Origin of the sequence: Pseudomonas parafulva, from assembly GCF_000800255.1 — a bacterium.
GTDB classification, from domain to species: domain Bacteria; phylum Pseudomonadota; class Gammaproteobacteria; order Pseudomonadales; family Pseudomonadaceae; genus Aquipseudomonas; species Aquipseudomonas boreofloridensis.
Genome location: NZ_CP009747.1, coordinates 4,801,377 through 4,825,714 on the forward strand (window position 1 = coordinate 4,801,377; position 24,338 = coordinate 4,825,714).

The 24,338-nt window shown below is 64.5% G+C and carries 22 protein-coding genes and 1 riboswitch; of the genes, 13 read left to right on the plus strand and 9 right to left on the minus strand.

Annotated features, from left to right (window positions below):
- Nucleotides 1-107 precede the first annotated feature (107 nt).
- Nucleotides 108-659, plus strand: a complete 552-nt coding sequence (locus NJ69_RS20945) for a cytochrome b (protein WP_039582757.1) — start codon at nucleotides 108-110, stop codon at nucleotides 657-659.
- Between the two features lie 34 nt (nucleotides 660-693).
- On the plus strand, nucleotides 694-1,272 hold the full coding sequence (locus NJ69_RS20950; RefSeq protein ID WP_029614547.1) for a YceI family protein: 579 nt from the start codon (nucleotides 694-696) through the stop codon (nucleotides 1,270-1,272).
- Nucleotides 1,273-1,326: 54 nt separating this feature from the next.
- Here the strand turns inward: NJ69_RS20950 and NJ69_RS20955 are convergent, their stop codons facing one another.
- The 4 genes from NJ69_RS20955 to ahcY form a co-directional block, all read right to left on the minus strand.
- Nucleotides 1,327-3,237 carry a DEAD/DEAH box helicase gene (locus NJ69_RS20955; RefSeq protein WP_039582759.1) on the minus strand — a complete coding sequence of 637 codons (1,911 nt, stop codon included), beginning with the start codon at nucleotides 3,235-3,237 and terminating at the stop codon, nucleotides 1,327-1,329.
- Nucleotides 3,238-3,456: 219 nt separating this feature from the next.
- Complete coding sequence (locus NJ69_RS20960) at nucleotides 3,457-4,245, minus strand: substrate-binding periplasmic protein (RefSeq protein WP_039583342.1); 789 nt, start codon at nucleotides 4,243-4,245, stop codon at nucleotides 3,457-3,459.
- Between the two features lie 122 nt (nucleotides 4,246-4,367).
- Nucleotides 4,368-5,213, minus strand: coding sequence for a methylenetetrahydrofolate reductase [NAD(P)H] (gene metF, locus NJ69_RS20965; protein ID WP_039582760.1), 846 nt, complete (start codon nucleotides 5,211-5,213; stop codon nucleotides 4,368-4,370).
- A gap of 162 nt (nucleotides 5,214-5,375) precedes the next feature.
- Nucleotides 5,376-6,785: an adenosylhomocysteinase gene (ahcY, locus tag NJ69_RS20970; protein ID WP_039582761.1), complete on the minus strand. Its 1,410-nt coding sequence runs from the start codon at nucleotides 6,783-6,785 to the stop codon at nucleotides 5,376-5,378.
- 21 nt (nucleotides 6,786-6,806) lie between these two features.
- Nucleotides 6,807-6,902: riboswitch (S-adenosyl-L-homocysteine riboswitch) on the minus strand.
- A gap of 179 nt (nucleotides 6,903-7,081) precedes the next feature.
- Between ahcY and NJ69_RS20975 the strand changes: the two genes are divergently transcribed.
- Nucleotides 7,082-7,483: an acyl-CoA thioesterase gene (locus tag NJ69_RS20975; protein WP_029614545.1), complete on the plus strand. Its 402-nt coding sequence runs from the start codon at nucleotides 7,082-7,084 to the stop codon at nucleotides 7,481-7,483.
- A gap of 50 nt (nucleotides 7,484-7,533) precedes the next feature.
- Here NJ69_RS20975 and NJ69_RS20980 read toward each other — a convergent pair whose 3' ends face one another.
- Entirely contained in the window at nucleotides 7,534-8,769 is a 1,236-nt protein-coding gene (locus NJ69_RS20980; RefSeq protein ID WP_029614544.1) for a cation:proton antiporter, read from the minus strand.
- A 262-nt stretch (nucleotides 8,770-9,031) separates the two neighbouring features.
- On the opposite strand from NJ69_RS20980, the gene NJ69_RS20985 reads away from it, so the two are divergent.
- Nucleotides 9,032-9,418 (plus strand): MAPEG family protein, encoded by a 387-nt coding sequence (locus NJ69_RS20985; protein ID WP_039582763.1) that lies wholly within the window; start codon nucleotides 9,032-9,034, stop codon nucleotides 9,416-9,418.
- Nucleotides 9,419-9,484: 66 nt separating this feature from the next.
- Here NJ69_RS20985 and mltA read toward each other — a convergent pair whose 3' ends face one another.
- Complete coding sequence (mltA, locus tag NJ69_RS20990) at nucleotides 9,485-10,642, minus strand: murein transglycosylase A (RefSeq protein WP_039582765.1); 1,158 nt, start codon at nucleotides 10,640-10,642, stop codon at nucleotides 9,485-9,487.
- A 119-nt stretch (nucleotides 10,643-10,761) separates the two neighbouring features.
- On the opposite strand from mltA, the gene NJ69_RS20995 reads away from it, so the two are divergent.
- Nucleotides 10,762-11,208, plus strand: a complete 447-nt coding sequence (locus NJ69_RS20995) for a c-type cytochrome (protein ID WP_039582766.1) — start codon at nucleotides 10,762-10,764, stop codon at nucleotides 11,206-11,208.
- Nucleotides 11,209-11,248: 40 nt separating this feature from the next.
- On the opposite strand, the gene NJ69_RS21000 is transcribed toward NJ69_RS20995, so the two are convergent.
- From NJ69_RS21000 to NJ69_RS21010, 3 genes are all read right to left on the minus strand, one after another.
- The gene (locus tag NJ69_RS21000; protein ID WP_039582768.1) at nucleotides 11,249-11,644 is read right to left on the minus strand and encodes a DUF1090 domain-containing protein; all 396 of its coding nucleotides are present in this window, start codon (nucleotides 11,642-11,644) and stop codon (nucleotides 11,249-11,251) included.
- A 187-nt stretch (nucleotides 11,645-11,831) separates the two neighbouring features.
- Nucleotides 11,832-13,022: a methionine adenosyltransferase gene (gene metK / locus NJ69_RS21005; RefSeq protein ID WP_029614541.1), complete on the minus strand. Its 1,191-nt coding sequence runs from the start codon at nucleotides 13,020-13,022 to the stop codon at nucleotides 11,832-11,834.
- Nucleotides 13,023-13,034: 12 nt separating this feature from the next.
- On the minus strand, nucleotides 13,035-14,033 hold the full coding sequence (locus tag NJ69_RS21010; protein ID WP_039582769.1) for an ArsR/SmtB family transcription factor: 999 nt from the start codon (nucleotides 14,031-14,033) through the stop codon (nucleotides 13,035-13,037).
- Nucleotides 14,034-14,293: 260 nt separating this feature from the next.
- On the opposite strand from NJ69_RS21010, the gene tkt reads away from it, so the two are divergent.
- The 8 genes from tkt (at nucleotide 14,294) to NJ69_RS21050 (ending at nucleotide 24,085) form a co-directional block, all read left to right on the plus strand.
- Complete coding sequence (tkt, locus tag NJ69_RS21015; protein WP_029614540.1) at nucleotides 14,294-16,291, plus strand: transketolase; 1,998 nt, start codon at nucleotides 14,294-14,296, stop codon at nucleotides 16,289-16,291.
- A gap of 153 nt (nucleotides 16,292-16,444) precedes the next feature.
- Nucleotides 16,445-17,521, plus strand: coding sequence for an erythrose-4-phosphate dehydrogenase (gene epd, locus NJ69_RS21020; protein WP_039582772.1), 1,077 nt, complete (start codon nucleotides 16,445-16,447; stop codon nucleotides 17,519-17,521).
- Complete coding sequence (locus tag NJ69_RS21025) at nucleotides 17,518-18,681, plus strand: phosphoglycerate kinase (RefSeq protein ID WP_039582774.1); 1,164 nt, start codon at nucleotides 17,518-17,520, stop codon at nucleotides 18,679-18,681. Before epd ends, NJ69_RS21025 begins: the two co-directional genes overlap by 4 nt.
- A gap of 33 nt (nucleotides 18,682-18,714) precedes the next feature.
- Complete coding sequence (locus tag NJ69_RS21030) at nucleotides 18,715-18,933, plus strand: hypothetical protein (protein WP_039583343.1); 219 nt, start codon at nucleotides 18,715-18,717, stop codon at nucleotides 18,931-18,933.
- 86 nt (nucleotides 18,934-19,019) lie between these two features.
- The gene (locus NJ69_RS21035) at nucleotides 19,020-19,346 is read left to right on the plus strand and encodes an MliC family protein (protein ID WP_039582775.1); all 327 of its coding nucleotides are present in this window, start codon (nucleotides 19,020-19,022) and stop codon (nucleotides 19,344-19,346) included.
- Between the two features lie 100 nt (nucleotides 19,347-19,446).
- Nucleotides 19,447-20,511, plus strand: a complete 1,065-nt coding sequence (gene fba / locus NJ69_RS21040) for a class II fructose-bisphosphate aldolase (protein WP_029614535.1) — start codon at nucleotides 19,447-19,449, stop codon at nucleotides 20,509-20,511.
- Nucleotides 20,512-20,900: 389 nt separating this feature from the next.
- On the plus strand, nucleotides 20,901-22,184 hold the full coding sequence (locus tag NJ69_RS21045; protein WP_039582776.1) for a GGDEF domain-containing protein: 1,284 nt from the start codon (nucleotides 20,901-20,903) through the stop codon (nucleotides 22,182-22,184).
- Between the two features lie 122 nt (nucleotides 22,185-22,306).
- Nucleotides 22,307-24,085: an acyl-CoA dehydrogenase C-terminal domain-containing protein gene (locus tag NJ69_RS21050; RefSeq protein ID WP_039582778.1), complete on the plus strand. Its 1,779-nt coding sequence runs from the start codon at nucleotides 22,307-22,309 to the stop codon at nucleotides 24,083-24,085.
- Nucleotides 24,086-24,338: the final 253 nt, after the last annotated feature.

Consider the following 24,338-nt stretch of genomic DNA (forward strand, 5'->3'; position numbering starts at 1 on the left):
ACAGAATAATCAATCGACTCTATCGATAATATGAAGCGGTTTTTTCTTCTTTATTTCGATACTTAGTGCGTTATCGTGTGCACAGCTCTCACGGGGATTCCGCCACCATGCAACTGCGCAATTCTGCTTCGCGCTACGGCGCCGTCAGCATCGTCCTTCACTGGGGTGTGGCGCTTGCCGTCTTCGGTCTGTTCGGCCTGGGTCTGTGGATGGTCGGGCTCGACTACTATGATCCATGGCGCAAGGCCGCACCTGACCTGCACAAGAGCATCGGCCTGGTGCTGCTGGCGGTGATGGTGCTGCGCGTGCTCTGGCGTCTGCTCAATCCGCCGCCACCGGCACCGGCCAACCACGGGCCATTCACCCGTGTGGCGGCCAAGTTGGGCCATCTGGCGCTGTATCTGGGTCTGTTCGCGGTGATGACCGCCGGCTACCTGATTTCCACTGCCGACGGTGTCGGCATCCCGGTCTTCGGTCTGTTCGACGTGCCGGCGCTGGTCAGTAATCTGCCCGATCAGGCAGACACCGCTGGCGTGATTCATCTGTACCTGGCCTGGGGGCTGGTGATTTTCGCCGGTCTGCATGGCCTGGCCGCCCTGAAGCACCATTTCATCGACCGTGACGCGACCCTCATTCGCATGCTGGGCCGCAAGGCTTGACCCTCAACCTCAATTGCAAAGGAAGGAAGTAAGGATGTTGAAGAAGACTTTTGCCGCCCTGGCGCTCGGTACCGCTCTGCTCTCTGCCGGCCAGGTCATGGCCGCCGAGTACAAGATCGACAAGGAAGGCCAGCATGCCTTCGTCGACTGGAAGATCAGCCACCTGGGCTACAGCTTCATCCACGGCACGTTCAAGGACTTCGACGGTGCCTTCAGCTGGGACAGCGCCAAGCCTGAAGCCAGCAAGATCAGCGTCGATGTGAAGACCGCCAGCCTGTGGTCCAACCACGCCGAGCGTGACAAGCACATTGCCAGCGCCGACTTCCTCGATGTGGCGAAGTATCCGGACGCCAAGTTCGTCTCCACCGCGGTGAAATCGACCGGTGACAAGACCGCCGATGTGACCGGTGATCTGACCCTGCACGGCGTGACCAAGCCGGTCACCTTCAAGGCCGTCTTCAATGGCGAAGGCAAGGATCCGTGGGGCGGCGAGCGTGCGGGCTTCAACGCCAAGACCACGCTGAACCTGAACGACTTCGGCATCAAAGGCCCAGGCCCGACGTCCCAGACGCTGGATCTGGACATCACGCTGGAAGGTGTGAAGCAGAAGTAAGTTTCTCCCGCCGAACGAGAGAGGGGCCGCAAATGCGGCCCCTCTTTTTTGCTGTCAGCCCTTGCGGGTCAGCAGTGCCGGACGCTCGCCCCGTGGGCGGCTCGGCACGTCTTCCAATTGCTCAGGCGTTGGGTAACGGTCGAGCTTGGATTCCTTGCGGATGATCACAGGCGCCGACTGCGATTCGCGCGGGTTGCGCACGGCCGGTTCCTGGCGCGCGCTGTCTTCACGACGACCACGTCCCGGATTACCGTCACGACGCGCGCCACCGTTGTTGTTGCGAGGACGCTTGTCGCCTGCGCCCTGACCGCCACCTTGACCACCTTGGCGCTGAGCACCGCCGCCGTTGTTGCTGCGCGGCTGGCCGGAGCCTGCCCGCTGCTGGCCTTGGCCTTGCGCCTGTCCACCGCCGCCGGGACGGCGATTGCGGCCCTGGCCCTTGCCGTTCTGGTACGGGCTGACGTAGTCGGCGCGGTTACCAAAGTTGTCTACGTCATCGTCCAGGAACTCTTCCGGGTCGCGGTCGGCAGGCGCCTTGGGCGCGCTGGTCTGGCCCTGGCCGGCCTGCTGTTGACGAGGCTTGCGATTGTCGCGCGGCTTGCGCGGCTCCTGCTTCCTGGCCTGCGACTTGTCGGCAGAGGCGTCTTTGTCGGCAGGCTTCTCGGCGGCCTGGGACTTGGCCCGACCTTTGTCCTTGCCTTTGTCCTTGCGCCCGCCACTGCCGTCCTTGCTGCCTTCGCCACGCGGCTGATTGCGACCGCCGCGACCGGCGTTCGGCTGGCGCTCGCGCACCTCGGGCTTCTCGGCTTCCACTTGCGAGGCATCGAAGCCCATCAGGTCGCCATCGGCGATCTTCTGCCGAGTGACGCGCTCGATGCTCTTGAGCAGCTTTTCCTCGTCCGGCGCGACCAGCGAGATCGCTTCACCGGAGCGGCCGGCGCGGCCGGTACGGCCAATACGGTGGACGTAGTCTTCCTCGACGTTGGGCAGCTCGAAGTTGACCACGTGCGGCAACTGATCGATGTCCAGGCCGCGGGCGGCGATGTCGGTGGCGACCAGTACACGTACGGTATTGGCCTTGAAGTCGGCCAGGGCCTTGGTGCGGGCGTTCTGGCTCTTGTTGCCGTGGATCGCGGCAGCGGTCAGGCCGTGCTTTTCCAGGTACTCGGCCAGACGGTTGGCGCCGTGCTTGGTACGGGTGAACACCAGCACCTGTTCCCAGGCACCGAGGGTGATCAAGTGCGCCAGCAGCGCGCGCTTGTGGCTGGCGGCCAGGCGATAGACGCGTTGCTCGATGCGCTCGACGGTGGTGTTCGGCGGCGTGACCTCGATGCGCTCGGGGTTGTGCAGCAGCTTGTCGGCCAGGTCGGTGATGTCTTTGGAGAAGGTGGCCGAGAACAGCAGGTTCTGGCGCTTGGCCGGCAGGCGGGCCAGCACCTTCTTGACGTCGTGGATGAAGCCCATGTCGAGCATGCGGTCAGCTTCATCGAGCACCAGGATTTCGACCTTCGACAGGTCGACGCTGCCTTGGCCGGCCAGGTCGAGCAGGCGGCCCGGGCAGGCGACCAGGACATCGACGCCCTTGGCCATGGCCTGGACCTGCGGGTTCATGCCGACGCCGCCAAAGATGCAGGCGCTGACGAAATGCAGGTCGCGAGCGTAGAGCTTGAAACTGTCGTGGACTTGCGCCGCCAGTTCGCGGGTCGGGGTCAGGACCAGCACGCGCGGTTGGCGTGGGCCGTGACGCTGGGATTTGTCGGGATGGCCATCCGGGAACAGACGCTCGAGGATCGGCAGGGCGAAGCCACCGGTTTTACCAGTACCTGTCTGCGCGGCGACCATCAGGTCGCGACCTTGCAACACGGCGGGAATGGCCCGCTGTTGCACCGGGGTGGGCTGGGTGTAGCCCGCAGCCTCGATAGCGCGGACAAGTGCCTCGGAGAGACCGAGGGAAGCAAAGGACATGGGCAATCCTGTTCTCGTGTGGGCTGGGCCCTGTGGGATGTTCTGCCTGGCGCGACGGGCATCGGTGAGATGCGATCGCGTCCGGTCCAGCTGGGCTTACACTGCGCATCCGGGAGGCGGCGGGCGGGCACCTGAGGTGCGTCGCTGCTGGTCGAGATGCCTGTTGCGAGGCCGAGCGTCCGGGCGTGAGCCGGGCGGGAAGGCCCGAGTATAACAGAGCTAGCGCGGCGTGCTGCGATCGTGCTGCTCAACGGTGTCGAGAAAATCCTCGGCGGCCTGGGTGTAGCGGGCGGCAAGGGCGGCATACGCCGGTTCCTGCTTGAACCGCTGCAGCTCTTCGCTGAAGGCCCTGGCCAACGCTTCGCGGCCCGGTTTGCGGGCCAATCCGAGGAATTGCGGCTGGCGTTCGATCACCAGCGGCAGCTCCCGGACACTGTCCTGCAGGCCCAGTTGCTGACGCAGATAGCGGCCGGCACGACGATCGGTAATTAGCAGATCGATACGCCCGAGCATCAGTTTGCCGAAGTTGGCTTCATGGGTGGGGGCGTCTTCGCGGTGCAGCCGCGTGCTGTCATCGAGCGCATTGCCATAGGTGTAGCCAGGTGAGGTGCCGATCCTGAGGCCTGCCAGGTCGTCCAGGCGCTGTACGGGATGCGGCCGGGCGTTGGCTTGGTAGAGCACGAACTCGACCGTCGACAGCGGCTCTGACGCGTAGATCAGATAGGATTCACGCTCGCCGACGTGAAAGGTGTCCATGATGCCGTCGGCCAGGCCCTGCTCGACCATCGCCAGGCAGCGCTTCCAGGGCAGGAATTGCCAATCGACTTCGACACCCAGGCGTTTGAACACTTCGCTGACCACTTCGTGATCGATCCCGGCGGGTCGCCCGTACTGCCGATAGATGTACGGCGCCCAGTCGTCGCTGACCAGGCGCAACCGTTCGGCCTGGGCCAACGGGCTCAGGCAGGCGAGCAGCAGTAAGCAGACCAGACGGTTGAAAGCGGACATCAGGCGAGGGTAAGGCGTTTGTGCGGCGAACGCCAGTGACACGCGTTCGCAGATTCAGTGAGCGACGCGGGCCGCTCCTGAAGGTCGCTGAAGCCCTGGGGGAGCGGCCTCGCAGCGACCGATCAGCGTGGCAGCTTGAGGTTTTGCCACACCGCCAGGCTTGGCTCGGCCTGGTTCAGGGTATAGAAGTGCAGCCCCGGTGCGCCGCCTTGCAGCAGCTCGTCGCACAGGGCGGTGATCACCTCTTCGCCGAAGGCCTGGATGCTGGCGCTGTCGTCGGCGTAGGCTTCCAACTGCTTGCGAATCCAGCGCGGGATCTCGGCGCCGCAGGCGTCGGAGAAGCGCGCCAGCTTGCTGTAGTTGGTGATCGGCATGATGCCCGGCACGATCGGGATGTCCACTCCCAACTTCTGGGCGCGCTCGACGAAATAGAAATAGCTGTCGGCGTTGAAGAAGTACTGGGTGATGGCGCTGTCGGCGCCGGCCTTGACCTTGCGCACGAAGTTGGCCAGATCGTCCTCGAAGTTGCGCGCCTGCGGGTGCATCTCGGGGTAGGCAGCCACTTCCAGGTGGAAGTGATCACCGGTCTCTTGACGGATGAACTCGACCAGGTCGCTGGCGTGGCGCAGTTCGCCGCTGGCCATGCCCATGCCGGACGGCAGGTCGCCGCGCAGGGCGACGATGCGCTTGATCCCGGCCGCCTTGTACTCGGCAATCAGGGCGCGCAGCTCGGCCTTGGTGTCGCCGACGCACGACAGGTGCGGGGCGGCGGGAATCTTCACTTCGCTTTCCAGTTGCAGCACGGTATTGAGCGTGCGGTCGCGGGTCGAGCCGCCGGCGCCGTAGGTGCAGGAAAAGAAGTCGGGGTTGTAGGTCGCCAATTGACGGGCGACGGCCATGAGCTTTTCATGGCCGGCGTCGGTCTTGGTCGGGAAGAACTCGAAGCTGTAACGGCGTTCTTGTGACATCTCTGGTTCCTCAGCTTCAAGCGTCGAGCTTCAAGCTGCAAGTAGACGCCAGTTCGGTGATGGCCGACCTGGCGTAGCATGATCAAGATCCAAGCACAGCAGCTTCACGCGGCAACCACGCGCGCCGCCCTTGCTTGCCGCTTGAAGCTCAAGGCTTGCCGCTTAGTAGCGGTAAGCGTCCGGCTTGAACGGACCTTCGACGGTCACGCCGATGTACTCGGCCTGCTGCGGCGTCAGTTGGGTGACCACGCCGCCGAAGCCGCGGACCATCTCCAGGGCCACTTCTTCGTCGAGCTTCTTGGGCAGCACTTCGACGGTCAGGCGCTGGGCCTTCTTCTCGGCGCTCAGGTCGGCGAACTTCTGCTCGAACAGGAAGATCTGCGCCAGCACCTGGTTGGCGAACGAGCCGTCCATGATCCGGCTCGGGTGGCCGGTGGCGTTGCCCAGGTTCACCAGACGGCCTTCGGCCAGCAGGATCAGGTAGTCGTCGTTCTGCGGATCGAAGGTGCCGGCGCCGGTGCGGTGGATCTTGTGCACCTGAGGCTTGACCTCTTCCCATGCCCAGTTCTTGCGCATGAAGGCGGTGTCGATCTCGTTGTCGAAGTGACCGATGTTGCAGACCACGGCGCGCTTCTTCAGGGCCTTGAGCATGTTGGCGTCGCACACATTGACGTTACCGGTGGTGGTGACGATCAGGTCGATGCGGCCCAGCAGGTCTTTGTTGATACCGGCTTCGGTGCCGGTGTTGATGCCGTCTTTGAACGGCGAGACCACTTCGAAGCCGTCCATGCACGCCTGCATGGCGCAGATCGGGTCGACTTCGGTGACCTTGACGATCATGCCTTCCTGACGCAGCGACTGGGCCGAGCCCTTGCCCACATCACCGTAGCCGATCACCAGGGCCTGCTTGCCCGACAGCAGGTGGTCGGTGCCGCGCTTGATGGCGTCGTTCAGGCTGTGACGGCAGCCGTACTTGTTGTCGTTCTTGCTCTTGGTGACCGAGTCGTTGACGTTGATCGCCGGGACTTTCAGCTCGCCCTTGGCCAGCATGTCCAGCAGGCGGTGCACGCCGGTGGTGGTCTCTTCGGTGACGCCGTGGATCTTGGCCAGCATGGCCGGGTATTTCTTGTGCAGGATTTCGGTCAGGTCACCGCCGTCGTCCAGCACCATGTTGGCGTCCCATGGCTGACCGTCCTTGAGGATGGTCTGCTCGATGCACCACTCGTATTCCTGCTCGGTCTCGCCTTTCCAGGCGAACACCGGGATGCCCGCAGCGGCGATGGCGGCAGCGGCCTGGTCCTGGGTGGAGAAGATGTTGCAGGACGACCAGCGCACTTCGGCGCCCAGCGCGACCAGGGTCTCGATGAGCACGGCGGTCTGGATGGTCATGTGGATGCAGCCGAGGATGCGTGCGCCCTTGAGCGGTTGCTCAGCCTGGTATTTGCGGCGCAGGCCCATCAGCGCCGGCATTTCCGACTCGGCGATGATGACTTCCTTGCGGCCCCAGTCGGCCAGGGAAATGTCGGCGACCTTGAAATCGGAAAAACCAGCAGGCGTGTTTACAGCGCTCATGAAGAGCCTCCATTCGTAGTGTGCGAATGGGCGCCGTTGTGCGTTGAGCGTCCGCTGGAGCGGACAACGCCCCGTCCGAGCCTGACAGGAAGACCTGCTGCAGCGCCCCTCGGACGGGTGGCGGGATGACCACCGCAGCGGGTGGCCATTTGGAAACGGGCAGATTATAGCCGCGCCGATGTGACACACCCAAGACTTTCCGTCGATTAATCGAGACGATAGTCGATGCCCGGTGGAGGCCGGTGGGCCGCTCTGCCATCATGGTCGTCCGTCAGTCAGGCATCCGAGGAGTCGCCATGAATTTCCACACGCGCAAGTGGGTGAAGCCCGAAGACCTCAACCCCAACGGCACCCTGTTCGGTGGCAGCCTGCTGCGCTGGATCGACGAGGAAGCCGCGATCTACGCCATCGTGCAACTGGGCAACCAGCGCGTGGTGACCAAGTACATCTCCGAGATCAACTTCGTCAGCGCCTCGCGCCAAGGCGAGATCATCGAGCTGGGCATCACCGCCACCGAGTTCGGCCGCACCTCCATCACCCTCAAGTGCGAAGTGCGCAACAAGATCACCCGCAAGAGCATTCTCACCGTGGACCGCATGGTCTTCGTCAATCTGGGCGAAGATGGCCTGCCGGCGCCCCATGGGCAGACCCGCATCAAGTACATCGGCGACCAGTTCCCGGACGCGGACGAACAATAACGCGCAGTGCGCGCTTCGCGCGGTGGCCGGCGAAGCGCGCTGAGCCGTGGTCAGGGCTGGGCGCTGACCCGGCGGACCACTTTGCCGACGGTCAAGCCCTGCACCAGGATCGACGACAGCACCACGATGTAGGTGATCGACAGCAGCAGGTCGCGTTCGTCGCCCATCGGCAGCGAGAGCGCCAGGGCCACCGAGACACCGCCGCGCAGACCGCCCCAGGTGAGCACGCGCACGGTGCCGCGCGGCACTTCGCGCCAGCGGCGCAGCAGCAGGATGGCCGGCGCCACGGTCAGCAGGCGCGAAGCCAGCACCGCCACCGCCAGCACGCCACCGGCGGCCAGGTGCATCCAGTTGAACGGCAGCAGCAACAGCTCCAGGCCGATCAGGGCGAACAGCAGGGCGTTGAGCATGTCGTCGATCAGTTCCCAGAAACCGTCCATGTAGCGGCGGGTCATGTCGTTCATCGCCAGGTTGCGCCCCAGGTTGCCGATGATCAGACCGGCCACCACCATCGCGATCGGTGCCGATACATGCAGCTCGTAGCACATGGCCGAGCCGCCGATCACCAGCGCCAGGGTCAGCATGACCTCCACCTGGTACTGCTCGATGCCCTTGATCATGCGGTAGGTGGCGTAGCCGATGAGGCCACCGAACACCACGCCGCCAATGGCTTCGCGGGCGAACAGCAAGGCGGTGTCGGCCACGCTCGGGGTCTCGCCCAGCTGGATGATGCCCAGCAGCACGGTGAACACCACCACCGCCGTGCCGTCGTTGAACAGCGATTCACCGACGATGGTGGTCTTCAGGGGTTTGGATGCGTTGGCCGTGCGCAGTGCGCCGAGCACGGCGATGGGGTCGGTCGGCGAGATCAGCGCGCCGAACAGCAGGCAATAGATCAGCGGGACGTCCCAGCCGAACATCGCGAACACCCAGTGCGCCAGGTAGCCGATCACGAAGGTGGCGATCAGCACGCCGATGGTCGCCAGCAGGCCGATCGGCCAGCGGTAGCTGCGCAGGTCGCCCAGATTCACGTGCAGGGCGCCGGCGAACAGCAGGAACGACAGCATCCAGTGCATCAGCAGGTCGTTGAAGTCGATCTGGTTCATCAGGCTCTCGACGCGCTCCTCCAGACCCGGAAAGCCGATCAGGCTCAGGCCTTGCAGAATCAGCGAGAACAGCAAGGCCGTGACCATCACGCCGATGGCGGGCGGCAGGCCGATGAACCGGTAGTTGACGTAAGTGAGGAGGGTGGTGAGGCAGATGAACGCGGCGACTAATTCAAGCATCCTGAATCCTGTGACAGTGGCTTCCAAATCGTACCCGAAGGGTCCGTGCAGTTCTTTGATGACCTGATGCGCGTATCGGGACACACCTTATGACCAGAATTCTCAGCTTCGTTCCTGGGTAGAACGCTTCGTCCGACTCGCAGGGATGGGCAATGCCTGGCCGCAGAACCTTTCCCGGACGGCGTGATCCCAGTTGGCAAGCGGTGTCCGGCGCCCAGGCGGGCGATCGCGCTGCGACTGTCCCGAACCGAGGAGCCTGAACATGACCGTAGCCCTGTGGTGCATCCTTATCGCGCTGTTCCTGCCGCCGCTGTGCGCGTTGATCGCCAAGGTGGCCAGCGGCCGCTTCGGCATGCGCGACAACCGCGACCCGCGTGCCTTCCTCGATACCCTCTCCGGGCTGCCGCGCAGGGCGCATGCCGCCCAGCAGAACGGCTACGAAGCCTTCCCCGCCTTCGCGGCGGCAGTGCTGGTGGCCGATGTCGTCGGCAACGCCGAGCAGGTGACCCAGGACGTGCTGGCCGTGATGTACATCACCAGCCGGTTGCTCTACATCATCTGCTACCTGGCCGATTGGGCGGCGTTGCGCTCGCTGGTGTGGTTCGCCGGGCTGGCGTTGATCGTGTCGTTCTTCGTGGTGTCGGTCTGAGCCTATTCCGGGCTTTCGGCTCGAGCGCGTCAGGGCCGCCAAGCGGCCCTGAGGTGATCGCCTCAGTCAGGGCACCTTCGGCACATCCGGCAATGCTGCGCCCTTGGGCCAGAGCATCCAGATCTGCCCCTGCTGCTTCATGTTGCCCGCCAGTTCGCCCGCTTCAGGGCCGGTGCCCCAGAACAGGTCGGCGCGGACTTCACCGGTAATCGCGCCACCGGTGTCCTGGGCGCCCACCGGGCGTACCACGGGCGCGCCGTCTGGGCGGGTCGTGGAGAGCCACAGCAGGCTGCCCAGGGGAATCACCTTGCGGTCGATGGCCACGCTGTAACCGGCCGTCAGCGGGACGTTCAGTGAACCGCGCGGACCTTCGTTGCTGTCGGGGCCGGTGGCGAAGAACACATAACTGGGGTTGCTCGCCAGCAGTTCCGGTACGCGTTGCGGATTGGCCTGGGCCCAGGCGTGGATGCTGCCCATGGTCACGTCTTCTTTCTTCAATTGCCCCTGTTCCACCAGCCAGCGCCCGATGGGCCGGTAGGGATGGCCATTCTGATCGGCGTAGCCCAGGCGCAGTTGCCGGCCATCTTCCAGTTGTACCCGGCCCGAGCCCTGGATCTGCAGGAACTGCAGGTCCATCGGGTCGGTCAGCCAGGCCAGCACCGGCGCCTTGGCGCCGTCGCGATAGATCGCCTCGGCGGTGTCGTAGGGCTTGAGTACGCGTCCCTCGACCCGGCCGCGCAGGCGCTTGCCCTTGAGTTCCGGATACACGCTGGCCAGGTCGACGACGATCATGTCGTCCGGCGGGCCGTAGACCGGCACGTTGGCCGTGGCCGAGCGCGTGAGGCTGCCTGGATAGACCGGCTCGTAGTAACCGGTGATCAGGCCGTTGGCATCGTTCTGCGCCGAGCGCAGGCCATAGACCTGCAGGTTTTGCTGGAGGAAGCCGCGCACCTGGGCCGGGTCTGCCGGGACTGAGGCCGCCGCGCCGCAGGTGGCGGCCCATACGGGATCGCGGGTGAGTTTCTGGCAGCCATTGCGCCAGGCCTGGAAACCGGCCAGCAGGTCGGCGTCGCTGACGGCCGGCAGGTCCTTGAACTCGACGCTGCTGTAGGTGGCGATGGCGTGGGGCTCGGGTTTGGCTTTTTCACTGTCGCCGCCGTTGCAGCCGGCCAACAGGGCCAGGGCCGGAAGCGCCCAGGCGAGTGGACGCAGAACAGTTTTCATAAGTGCGGTCCTGTGTGGGGCGAAGATGAATATTCGCCCTTGTCTTTTGTGTGGCTATTGGTCTTTGTCCGATGGGCGGCGATACTGCATGCCCGATTCCGTTGGCCGTAGAGACCGTGATGTACAAGCGATTGACCGTAGTGCTGCTCGCCACCCTGGCCCTGTGCGCCTGCGAGCGTGTCGACCCGAACTCGCCGCTGGGCCAGCGCAAGGCGATCTTCAAGGACATGCTCAAGACCAGCGAAGACCTGGGCGGCATGCTGCGCGGACGCCTGCCGTTCGATGCGGCGAAGTTCGAGGCCGGCGCCGCGCGTCTCGATACCTTGGCCCATGCGCCCTGGCAGCACTTTCCGGCAGTGCGCGACGATGGCGACAGCAGTGCCCGGCCCGAGGTGTGGCAGCGTCAGGCACGCTTCGAGGCGCTGGCCCGCCAGCTTGAGGGCGTGACCGGCGAGCTGGTCGCCGCCAGCTCCGGCCAGCCGCTGAACGCCGAGGCACTGAAAGCGCCGATGGACCGCGTCGAGGCAGCGTGCAAGGCCTGCCATACGGAGTTCCGCAACCACTGATCGGCAGCGCGCGCGGCGAGCCCGGCGCGCCACTCGGTCATCAGCGCTCGAGTTCGTCCACCGCTTCCTGCAGTTCCTTCTTCGATTCGGCGAGCTTTTCCTTGCGCTTGTTGATCTTCTCCGGGTCGCCCTTCTTCATGGCCTTGTCCAGGTCCTTGGTGCGCTGGCTGACCTCGTGGCGAGCGTCGAGCACCTTCTGCTCACGCTCCTTGCGCAAGCTGCTGTCGGTGCAGTTGGCAGTGACTTCGCTCAGTGCTTTCTCCAGGCCGGCGGCCTGGTCACTGTTGTTGTGCGCGCGGGCTTCGTTGAGTTGCTGCTCGATGGCGCTGCGTTTGGCGGCGCAGCCGGTCAGGCCGGCATCGGGTTGAGCCGCCTGCAGCGGGCCGGCGGCCAGGCCGACGACTGCCAGCAGGGCGAGCGTGGAAACTGATTTCATGAACGAGGGCCTCTTTACAGGGCGGGACGACAAAGACGAAATCCTGCCCGGATTTTGCCCATTTGGAAACCGTGGTGACCTGATTGACCTCAAGACGGAGAAAGTCCCTACGGTTTTGTGCGATCAAGTATGAAAAAGCCCCTGCCAATCGCTCGGCAGGGGCTTGCGGGTTCGACGCCAGATGGCCTTACAGGCCGGCCGCGTCGCGCAGGGCGGCAGCGCGGTCGGTGCGTTCCCAGGTGAAGGTGGTGAAGGTGTCGTCGCCGACGGTCTTTTGCTGCGGCTCACGGCCGAAGTGACCGTAGGCGGCGGTTTCCTGGTACATCGGGTGGAGCAGGTCGAGCATCTTGGTGATGGCGTACGGACGCAGGTCGAAGCACTCGCGCACCAGTTGCACGATCTTCTCGTCGGAGACCTTGCCGGTGCCGAAGGTGTTGATCGAAATGGAGGTCGGCTGGGCCACGCCGATGGCGTAGGACACCTGGATCTCGCAACGCTCGGCCAGGCCCGCGGCGACGATGTTCTTGGCCACGTAGCGGCCGGCGTAGGCGGCGGAGCGGTCGACCTTGGACGGGTCCTTGCCGGAGAACGCCCCACCGCCGTGGCGGGCCATGCCGCCGTAGGAGTCGACGATGATCTTGCGGCCGGTCAGGCCGCAGTCGCCCACCGGGCCACCGATGATGAAGTTGCCGGTCGGGTTGATGTGGAACTGGGTGCCTTTGTGCAGCAGTTCGGCCGGCAGGGTGTGCTTGACGATCAGCTCCATCACCGCTTCCTGCAGGTCTTTCTGCGACACCTCGGGGTTGTGCTGGGTCGACAGCACCACCGCGTCGATGCCCACTACCTTGCCGTTTTCGTAGCGGCAGGTGACCTGCGATTTGGCGTCCGGGCGCAGCCACGGCAGCAGCTTGGACTTGCGCGCTTCGGCCTGGCGCTCGACCAGACGGTGCGAGAAGCAGATGGGCGCCGGCATCAGCACGTCGGTTTCGTTGCTGGCGTAGCCGAACATCAGGCCTTGGTCGCCAGCGCCCTGGTCTTCCGGCTTGGAGCGGTCGACGCCCTGGGCGATGTCCACCGACTGCTTGCCGATGATGTTCATCACCGCGCAGGTGGCGCCGTCGAAGCCGACGTCGGAGCTGTTGTAGCCGATGTCGATGATGACCTTGCGCACCAGCTCTTCCAGGTCGACCCAGGCCGAGGTGGTGACTTCGCCGGCGATGATCGCCACGCCGGTCTTGACCAGGGTTTCACAGGCCACGCGGGCGTACTTGTCCTGGGCGATGATCGCGTCCAGGACGGCATCGGAAATCTGGTCGGCGATCTTGTCCGGATGCCCTTCGGACACGGACTCGGAGGTGAAAAGGGAGTATTCGCTCATCTCGAAGGGTTCCTAAAATGTACCGATGTGTGTGTTGCCAGCGGCCCGCTGGAAATGCCGGACCTGGATCTGGAAACCGTTACGCAAGCCCACATAGAGGCTGTCGCCGGGGGTGAGCCCGGCCAAGGTGGCCCAACGGGCCAGATCGTCCTGCTCGAAGCCCAGCCACAGGTCGCCGCAGGCTTCGCGGGCCCACGCCTGATCGTGACTGCACAGGTCGGTGACTAGCAGGCTGCCGCCGGGCTTCACCCGTGCGGCCAACTGGCGCAGCGCCTGGGACGGGTCGGGGAAATGGTGCAGCACCATGTTCAGCACCACGCAGTCGGCCTGCACGTCCGCGGCGCCGAGGGCGTCGGCCAGGTGCAGGGTGACGTTGTCCAGCGCCTCGCGCTCGCACACCTGGCGGGCCAGCTCGAGCATGGTCGGGCTGTTGTCCAGTGCCGTGACGTGGGCGAAGCGCCGGGCCAGGTCGGGCAGGAAACCGCCGTCGCCGGGGCCGACCTCCAAGGCGCTGGTGTGGGCGCCGAAGTGCAGCTTGTCGAGCAGGGCCAGCAGGCTTTCCCGGTACTGCGGCAAGCCGGCGATCAGGTCCTGCTGGGCGCGGAATTTCTCTTCGACGCGCAGGAAAAAGTCTTGGCTGGTGGCCGCGCGCCGCTGTTGCACCTGGGCGATGCGGGCCTGCACCTCCTGGGCCAACGCTAGGCCATCGACTTCTTCGAGCAGCGCCGAATGCAGGCGCCCGCCCAGGCGCTGGCTGTCCGGCAGGGCGCGGCGATAGAAAATGGCATTGCCCTCACGGCGGGTGGCCACCAGGTCGGCCTGGGCCAGCACCTTGAGGTGATGGCTCATGCCCGACTGGCCGATGTCGAAGATCTGCGCCAGCTCCAGCACGCCGAAGGAGTCGCTGGCCAGCGCGCGCAGCACGTTCAGGCGCAGCGGATCGCCGCCGGCCTTGCACAGGGCGGTCAGCTCGTCGCTGCGGTGAGAGGTGATGGGCGCTTGAAGATTCATGGAGCGGGAGTCTAGACAGCCAACCGTGCCCCCGCAAGGCCAATATCAAAAAGTTTTGATATTGGGCGGCCGTTCGCCGCCAGCGGCAAGCCTCGAGCTTCAGGCGGCACGTCCGAAGCGGTCCGTAAGGGGGGAACCGGCGTCTTGCAGCTTCAAGCTTGCCGCTTGAAGCTCGAAATGTTTGCCCCTGGCCGCACAGTGGGGGAAAATGGTCGTCTTTTTCCCGTTTCACCACTTCTTCAAGCCTCAGGAGACCTGCGATGCCCAGCCGTCGTGATCGTGCCAACGCCATTCGTGCCCTCAGCATGGATGCCGTGCAAAAGGCCAACAGCGGCCACCCCGGTGCCCCCATGGGCATGGCGGATATCGCCGAAGTGCTTTGGCGCGACTACCTCAAGCACAACCCGAGCAACCCCAGCTTCGCCGACCGCGACCGCTTCGTGCTGTCCAACGGCCATGGCTCGATGCTGATCTATTCGCTGCTGCACCTGAGCGGCTACGACCTGTCCATCGACGACCTCAAGGGCTTCCGCCAACTGCACAGCCGTACCCCAGGTCACCCGGAATATGGCTACACCCCAGGCGTGGAGACCACCACCGGTCCGCTCGGCCAGGGCATCGCCAACGCCGTGGGCTTCGCCCTGGCAGAGAAGATCATGGCGGCGCAGTTCAACCGTGAAGGCCACGACATCGTCGACCACCACACCTATGTGTTCATGGGCGATGGCTGCATGATGGAAGGCATTTCCCACGAAGTCGCCTCCCTGGCCGGCACCCTGGGCCTGAACAAGCTGATCGCCTTCTACGACGACAACGGCATTTCCATCGACGGCGAAGTGCACGGCTGGTTCACCGACAACACCCCGGCGCGTTTCGAAGCCTACAACTGGCAGGTGATTCGCAACGTCAACGGCCACGATGCCGAAGAGATCAAGACCGCCATCGAGACGGCGCGCAAGAGCGACCGTCCGACGCTGATCTGCTGCAAGACCATCATCGGCTTCGGTTCGCCGAACAAGCAGGGCAAGGAAGACTGCCACGGCGCCCCGCTGGGCAACGACGAAATCGCCCTGGCGCGCAAGGAACTGAACTGGAACTACGGTCCGTTCGAGATTCCGGCCGACATCTACGCCGAGTGGAATGCCAAGGACGCCGGTGCCAAGGCCGAAGCCGAGTGGAACCAGCGCTTCGAGGCCTACGCCAAGGCCTTCCCGGAACTGGCCGCCGAGTTCAAGCGCCGCAGCGCCGGTGAGTTGCCTGCCGACTTCAGCCAGAAGGCTCAGCAGTACATCGAGGAAGTGGCCGCCAAGGGTGAGACCATCGCCAGCCGCAAGGCCAGCCAGAACACCCTGAACGCCTTCGGTCCGCTGCTGCCTGAACTGCTCGGCGGTTCGGCCGACCTGGCCGGCTCCAACCTCACCCTGTGGAAGGGCTGCAAGGGCGTCGATGCCGTCGATGCCAGCGGCAACTACGTGTTCTACGGCGTGCGCGAGTTCGGCATGACTGCCATCATGAACGGCCTGGCCCTGCACGGCGGCCTGGTGCCCTACGGCGCCACCTTCCTGATGTTCATGGAGTACGCCCGCAACGCGGTGCGCATGTCGGCGCTGATGAAGCAGCGTGTGGTGCATGTGTACACCCACGACTCCATCGGCCTGGGCGAAGACGGCCCGACCCACCAGCCGGTCGAGCAACTGACCAGCCTGCGCAGCACGCCGAACCTGGACACCTGGCGTCCGGGCGATGCGGTCGAGTCGGCCGTGGCCTGGAAAGCCGCGCTGGAGCGCAAAGACGGTCCGTCCGCGCTGATCTTCTCCCGGCAGAACCTGCAGCATCAGCCGCGCAGCGCCCAGCAGATCGCTGACATCGCGCGTGGCGGCTACGTGCTCAAGGACTGCGCCGGCGAGCCGGAACTGATCCTCATCGCCACCGGCTCGGAAGTGGGTCTGGCCGTTCAGGCCTTCGACGCGCTCAGCGAGCAGGGCCGCAAGGTCCGCGTGGTATCGATGCCGAGCACCAGCGTGTTCGACGCCCAGGACGCCGCCTACAAGCAATCGGTACTGCCGCTGGAAGTCGGTGCGCGCATCGCCATCGAAGCGGCCCATGCCGACTTCTGGTACAAGTACGTCGGCCTCGAAGGCCGCGTCATCGGCATGACCACCTACGGCGAGTCGGCCCCGGCCTCCGCGCTGTTCGAGGAGTTCGGCTTCACCCTGGAGAACATCCTGGGCACCGCCGAAGAGCTGCTGGAAGACTGATTCATGCCGGGCGAGGCGAGGGCGATGCCCTCGTCTCGCGACACAAGGCCGCTTCCACAAGGCACTGCTTGCACCGTGCCCTGTGGAAGCGGCCTTGTGCCGCGCTGGGCTGCATGGCGGCCCCGATGGCCATCCTGCATTAGCGAGTCGCGAATGACCCACGATCGTCCCTACAAAGTTGCACTCAACGGTTACGGCCGCATCGGCCGTTGTGTCCTGCGCGCGCTGTTCGAGCGAGGGGCGAAGGCCGGCTTCGAGATCGTCGCGCTGAACGACCTGGCCGATCAGGCCAGTCTGGAATACCTGACCCGCTTCGACTCCACCCATGGCCGCTTCCCCGGCGAGGTGAAGGTCGATGGCGATTGTCTGCACATCAACGGCGACTGCGTGAAAGTCATGCGCAGTGCCACTCCCGAAGGCATCGACTGGGCGGCACTGGACGTGGACCTGGTGCTCGAATGCTCTGGCGCTTACCACAGCCGAGTCGACGGCCAGCGTTTTCTCCAGGCCGGAGCGCCGCGCGTGCTGTTCTCCCAGCCCATGGCCAGCGAGGCGGATGTCGATGCCACCGTGGTCTACGGCATCAATCAGCACTGCCTGACCGGGCACGAACGCCTGGTCTCCAACGCCTCCTGCACCACCAACTGCGGCGTGCCGCTGCTGCGCGTGCTGGATCAGGCCTTCGGCATCGACTACGTGCAGATCACCACCATCCACTCGGCGATGAACGACCAGCCGGTGATCGATGCCTACCACCACGAAGACCTGCGCCGCACCCGCTCGGCGTTCCAGTCGGTGATCCCGGTGTCCACCGGGCTGGCACGCGGCATCGAGCGCCTGCTGCCGGAACTTGCCGGGCGAATCCAGGCCAAAGCGGTACGCGTGCCGACCGTCAACGTGTCGTGCCTGGACATCACCCTGCTGACCGCTCGCGACACCAGCGCCGCCGAGGTCAACCGGGTGCTGCGCGAGGCCGCACTGGACGGTCCGCTCAAAGGCCTGCTGGCCTACACCGAGCTGCCCCACGCCAGCTGTGATTTCAACCATGATCCGCATTCGGCCATCGTCGATGCCAGCCAGACTCGCGTCAGCGGCCCTCGGCTCGTCAACCTGCTGGCCTGGTTCGACAACGAATGGGGATTCGCCAACCGTATGCTCGACGTCGCGGGGCATTACCTGCACGTCGTCCACCAAACCGCCGCAAACAGCCCTGAAGGACTGCATTCATGACCGTGTTGAAGATGACCGACCTCGACCTGCAAGGTAAACGCGTACTGATCCGCGAAGACCTCAACGTGCCTGTGAAGGACGGTGTGGTCACCAGCGATGCGCGTATCCAGGCTGCGTTGCCGACCATCAAGCTGGCCCTGGAGAAGGGCGCGGCGCTGATGGTCTGCTCGCACCTCGGGCGCCCGAGCGAAGGCGAGTTCTCCCAGGAAAACAGCCTCAAGCCGGTGGCCGAATACCTGAGCAAGGCCCTGGGCCGCGACGTGCCGCTGGTGGCTGACTACCTCGACGGCGTCGAGATCAAGGCCGGTGAGGTGGTGCTGTTCGAGAACGTGCGCTTCAACAAGGGCGAGAAAAAGAACGCCGACGAGCTGGCGCAGAAGTACGCGGCCCTGTGTGATGTATTCGTGATGGACGCGTTCGGCACCGCCCACCGCGCAGAAGGTTCCACCCATGGTGTGGCCAAGTTCGCCAAGGTTGCGGCGGCCGGCCCACTGCTGGCTGCAGAGCTCGATGCCCTGGGCAAGGCGCTGAAGGCGCCGGCCAAGCCGATGGCGGCCATCGTCGCCGGTTCCAAGGTTTCGACCAAGCTCGATGTGCTCAACAGCCTGTCCGGCGTGTGCGACCAACTGATCGTCGGTGGCGGCATCGCCAATACCTTCCTCGCTGCCGCCGGTCACCCGGTTGGCAAGTCGTTGTACGAACCTGACCTGGTCGATACCGCCAAGGCCATCGCCGCCAAGGTCAGCGTGCCGCTGCCGGTGGACGTGGTGGTGGCCAAGGAATTCGCCGAGAGCGCCGAAGCCACGGTCAAGGCCATCGCCGACGTGGCGGACGACGACATGATTCTCGACATCGGCCCGCAAACCGCTGCCCAGTTCGCCGAGCTGCTGAAGTCGTCGAAGACCATCTTGTGGAACGGTCCGGTCGGGGTGTTCGAATTCGACCAGTTCGGCAACGGCACCAAAGTGCTGGCCAAGGCCATCGCCGACAGCGCAGCGTTCTCCATCGCCGGCGGTGGCGACACCCTGGCAGCCATCGACAAATATGGCGTCGGTGCCGATATCTCCTACATTTCCACCGGTGGCGGTGCTTTCCTCGAGTTCGTCGAGGGCAAGGTACTGCCTGCGGTGGCCGTGCTCGAAGAGCGGGCCAAGGGCTGATCGGCGATGGCGCCTGGCAAAGGGAGCGACCTGATGGTCAAGCAATTGCCTGTGCTGGTCCTGTTCGCGCTGCTCGGCGCCTGTTCCAGCGATCGTGCGACGGATAGCGAGCCGGCGCACGCGCCCCAGGGCGGCTGCTACCAGTCGCAGTGGCAGGCCGAGACGGTTCCGGTGATCAACAAGCGCCTGGGGCCGGACGGTCTGGAGAAGTACGACGACGAGTACCAGCGCAAGGCGCCCGGCTGCCCTTGATCGGGTCGTGGGCAACCGATGGGTGGTTTTGTGGTCTTGAACAGTGGGTCGGTGGCGTCACCACCGGCCCTACGCGAGGAAGCTGAATGAAAGCGCTGCTGGCCGCACTGGCCCTGGCAACCCTGGCCGGTTGCTCGTTGCTGCAACCGACCTCCGCTCCGGCGGACACCTGGACCCGCTGGGTCTGCGACAGCCAGGCCGAGGTGCTGTGGCGCTACGCCGACGCCTCGCAGCAGGCGGTGGACGTACGCCTCGGCGGCGCCGACCAGGTCTACCGGCTCAAGGCCGAGCCCGGTGCTTCGGGTGCGTTGTACAGCGATGGCGTGCTCGCCTTCCACACTAAGGGCAACGAAGGCCTGGTGTACTGGGAAGCGACCAACGATCTGATTGGGCGGGGCTGCAAGGCACCGTGATTGGCCGGACCGTCACGGCGGTCCACAACTACTTGAACAGCAACCGCCCCTGCGGCAGGCTTGCACGAAACAACGACGCTTGTCGGGAGAGAGATACACAATGGCACTCATTAGCATGCGCCAGATGCTGGACCACGCCGCCGAGTTCGGCTACGGCGTTCCAGCTTTCAACGTCAACAACCTCGAGCAGATGCGCGCCATCATGGAAGCGGCCGACAAGACCGACTCTCCGGTCATCGTCCAGGCCTCCGCCGGTGCGCGCAAATACGCCGGCGCTCCCTTCCTGCGTCACCTGATCCTGGCGGCCATCGAAGAATTCCCGCACATCCCGGTGTGCATGCACCAGGACCATGGCACCAGCCCTGACGTCTGCCAGCGCTCGATCCAGCTGGGCTTCAGCTCGGTGATGATGGACGGCTCGCTCAAGGAAGACGGCAAGACCCCGTCGGACTACGACTACAACGTGCGCGTGACCCAGCAAACCGTCGCGTTCGCCCACGCCTGCGGCGTGTCGGTCGAAGGCGAGCTGGGTTGCCTGGGCAGCCTGGAAACCGGTCAGGCCGGTGAAGAAGACGGCGTTGGCGCCGAAGGCATCCTGGACCACAGCCAGATGCTGACCGACCCGGAAGAAGCCGCTGATTTCGTCAAGAAGACCCAGGTCGATGCCCTGGCCATCGCCATCGGCACCAGCCACGGCGCCTACAAGTTCACCAAGCCGCCGACCGGCGACATCCTGGCGATCGACCGCATCAAGGCCATTCACCAGCGCATCCCCGATACTCACCTGGTGATGCACGGTTCTTCGTCTGTACCGCAGGACTGGCTGGCGATCATCAACGAGTTCGGCGGCGACATCAAAGAAACCTACGGCGTGCCGGTCGAAGAAATCGTCGAAGGCATCAAGCACGGCGTGCGCAAGGTCAACATCGATACCGACCTGCGCCTGGCCTCCACCGGTGCGATCCGTCGCTTCCTGGAGCAGAACAAGTCCGAGTTCGACCCGCGCAAATACTTCGCCCAGACCGTCGTGGCCATGCGTGACATCTGCATCGCCCGCTACGAGGCCTTCGGTACCGCAGGCAACGCCTCGAAGATCAAACCGATCTCCCTGGACGCCATGTACCTGCGCTACGCCAAAGGCGAGCTGGCGGCCAAGGTCAACTGATCGTTCGAGCGCACTGAACAAGCCCGCAGCGATGCGTAATGCTGTTCACTTAAAGAATGCTGGGGCCGCTTCGCGGCCCTTTCGCGGCGCAAGGCCGCTCCCACAACGTCCGCGTATACCCTGAAACATGGGGCGGAGCTCAGGCCCCTGTGGGAGCGGCCTTGTGCCGCGATGGGCTGCGCAGCAGCCCCAATTCCAGCCATCCAGATCTTAAGTGAACCGCGTTACGCAGCGATGCGGGTTTTTTCATGCCTGCATGTCTGAGTCGGAGGAACCTGGCAGACGCGCGCAAGGTCGGTAGATCGCCCACCTGTATTCATCTATTCATGCGCGCGGCCGATGAATTAAGGCACAATGCTATTATTGACCTTCCGGGTCGGAGATTGCCCGTGTTTCGCCTATCCGCTGTCCGCCCGAGCCACTTCCTGCCTTCGATCCTGCTGCTGCTGTTCGGGCTCGCAGCCGCGTACGTGCGCGACCTGAGCGTGTTCTTCACCTCGCTGTTCAACGTACTGCCGACCATGGTGCTGCTGCTCGGCGGCGCGTACTGTGCGGTCTACCGTCGCCAGCGCGAGCTGTTCCTGATGGTCACGGTGTACATCGCCTATTTCCTGCTCGACACCCAGACCGACTACTACCGCGACCACGGCCAGGTGCGCGAAGACGCTGCGGTGGTGTTCCATCTGGTGTGCCTGCTGCTGCCGGGGCTGTATGGCCTGTTCGGCGCCTGGCAAGAACGCACTCACCTGGCCCAGGACATGCTTGCGCGTTTTGCCGTGCTGTTCGCGGTCGGCGGCGTGGCCCTGGCCCTGGAGCAGAGCTACCCGCAGGCGTTGCTGGGCTGGCTGGCGGAAATTCGCTGGCCGTCGTTGCATGGCCAGTGGATGAGCCTGATCCAACTCGCCTACCCGCTGTTCTTCGGGGTGTTCGTGCTGCTCGTGGTGCAGTACCTGCGCCAGCCACGGCCGTTGCATGCGGCGCAGATCGTCGGCCTGATCGGCATTTTCTGGATGCTGCCGCAGACCTTCATCCTGCCCTTCACCCTGAACATCATGTGCAGCCAGGTGATGCTGATGATCGCCGCCGCGGTGTCCCATGAGGCCTATCAGATGGCATTCCGCGATGAGCTGACCGGCCTGCCGGGACGTCGAGCGCTGAACGAGCGCATGCAGCGCCTGGGGCGCAGCTATGTGATCGCCATGACCGACGTGGATCACTTCAAGAAATTCAACGACACCCACGGCCACGATGTCGGCGACCAAGTGCTGCGGCTGGTCGCCAGCCGCCTGTCGAAAGTGACCGGCGGTGGTCGTGCCTATCGTTACGGCGGTGAAGAGTTCGCGTTGGTGTTCGCTGGGCAGACCCTCGAAGAGTGCCTGCCGCACCTGGAGGCGGTACGCGAAATGATCGCCAACTACGCCATCCAGCTACGCGATCAGAACAGCCGACCGCAGAACGACACCGCCGGTCGCCAGCGGCGTGCCGGATCGGCGGGTAATACGGTGTCGGTGACCATCAGCATCGGTGTCGCCGAGCGTCTGCCGGAGCATCGAAATCCCGATGAGGTGCTCAAGTCGGCCGACCAGGCGCTCTACAGCGCCAAGGCGGCGGGGCGCAACTGCGTGATGCAGACCGGGCAGACGGTGCGGCGTGGCGCTGTACGCACGGCGTGACCATATCTGACCATTCGGTCGCTTGATGACCCTATGTCTCGTAAAAGTTGTTCGGTTACACTGCCTGCAACCCAGTGTGCGGCCCCGGCGGGCCGCTCCGACTCTACTAGCGAGAGGTTGTCATGGCCGACTATAAAGCGCCCCTGCGCGATATGCGCTTCGTACTCAATGAAGTCTTCAATGTGGCCGATCTGTGGGCTCGGCTACCGGGCCTGGCGGAGGTCGTCGACCTCGACACCGCCATGGCTGTGCTGGAAGAAGCGGGCAAGGTCACCAGTCGCAGCATCGCTCCGCTCAGCCGCGCCGCCGACGAAGAAGGCTGCCACTGGGACAACGGTGCAGTACGCACCCCGGCAGGCTTCATCGAGGCCTATCGCACCTATGCCGAAGGAGGCTGGGTCGGCGTCGGCGGCGACCCGCTGTTCGGCGGCATGGGCATGCCCAAGGTCGTCTCCGCCCAAGTGGAGGAGATGGTCAACGCGGCGAGCCTGTCGTTCGGCCTGTATCCGATGCTCACCGCCGGGGCCTGCCTGTCCATCAACGCCCATGCCAGCGAGGCGCTCAAGCAGCGCTACCTGCCGAACATGTACGCAGGCGTCTGGGCCGGTTCCATGTGCCTCACCGAGCCTCATGCCGGCACCGACCTGGGCATCATCCGCACCCGTGCCGAGCCTCAGGCCGACGGCAGCTACAAGGTCAGCGGCACCAAGATCTTCATCACCGGCGGCGAGCACGACCTGACCGAGAACATCATTCACCTGGTGCTGGCCAAGCTGCCGGACGCTCCGCCCGGCCCCAAGGGTATCTCGCTGTTCCTGGTGCCCAAGTTCCTGGTCAACGAAGACGGCAGCCTGGGCGCGCGCAACCCGGCCAACTGCGGCTCCATCGAGCACAAGATGGGCATCCAGGCCTCGGCCACCTGCGTGATGAACTTCGACCAGGCGCTGGGTTACCTCGTCGGTGAGCCGAACAAAGGGCTGGCGGCGATGTTCACCATGATGAACTACGAACGCCTGGGCGTGGGTATCCAGGGCCTGGCGTCGGCCGAGCGCTCCTACCAGAACGCTGTGGAGTATGCCCGTGACCGTCTGCAGAGCCGCGCACCGACCGGCGCGCAGGCCAAGGACAAGGTGGCGGATCCGATCATCGTCCACCCGGACGTACGGCGCATGCTGCTGACCATGAAAGCGCTGAACGAGGGGGGACGCGCGTTCTCCACCTACGTGGCCCTGCAACTGGACAGCGCCAAGTTCAGCGAAGACCCGGCCACCCGCAAGCGCAGCGAGGAACTGGTCGCGCTGCTCACGCCTGTGGCCAAGGCTTTCCTCACCGACCTGGGGCTGGAGTGCACGGTGCATGGCCAGCAGGTGTTTGGTGGTCACGGCTACATCCGCGAGTGGGGGCAGGAGCAACTGGTGCGCGACGTGCGCATCACCCAGATCTACGAGGGTACCAACGGCATCCAGGCGCTGGACCTGATGGGGCGCAAGGTGGTGGCCAGTGGTGGCGCCTACTACCGGCTGTTCGCCGATGAGGTCCGTCAGTTCATCGATTCGGCCGACGCTAATGTCGGAGAATTCACACGTCCGTTGAGCGCGGCCCTGGATCAGCTCGACGGCCTGACCGAATGGGTGCTGCAGCAGGCCAAGGACAATCCGAACGAAATCGGCGCCGCCTCGGTCGAATACCTGCATGCCTTCGGCTATGTCGCCTACGCCTACATGTGGGCCTTGATGGCCCACGCCGCACAGGTCGGCGAGGGCGACGAGGCCTTCTACGGCGCCAAGCTCGGCACCGCACGCTTCTATTTCGCACGCCTGCTGCCCAGGGTCGATTCGCTGGTGGCGGCGGTGAAGGCGGGCAGCGAGCCGCTGTACTTGCTGGATGCGGCGCAATTCTGATGGACGGGACGGGTAATGTGAGACGTCTCTGACGTCTCGGAATCCTCGGCCTTGTAAGCTTTTTCCTACGCTGCGTGGTGACTTTTCGCCTCTTTCCTAAGATTGGATCCAGGGTTAATCTTTCTCACATGGACGCAGCGCAGGAAGCGCAAAGGACAGAACAGGGACACAAGAGGATTTCCCGCCAGGATGGTGGGACGATAAGGATGTCAGGGAAACAGTCTGGATAACCCCGCTTCGGCGGGGTTTCCTT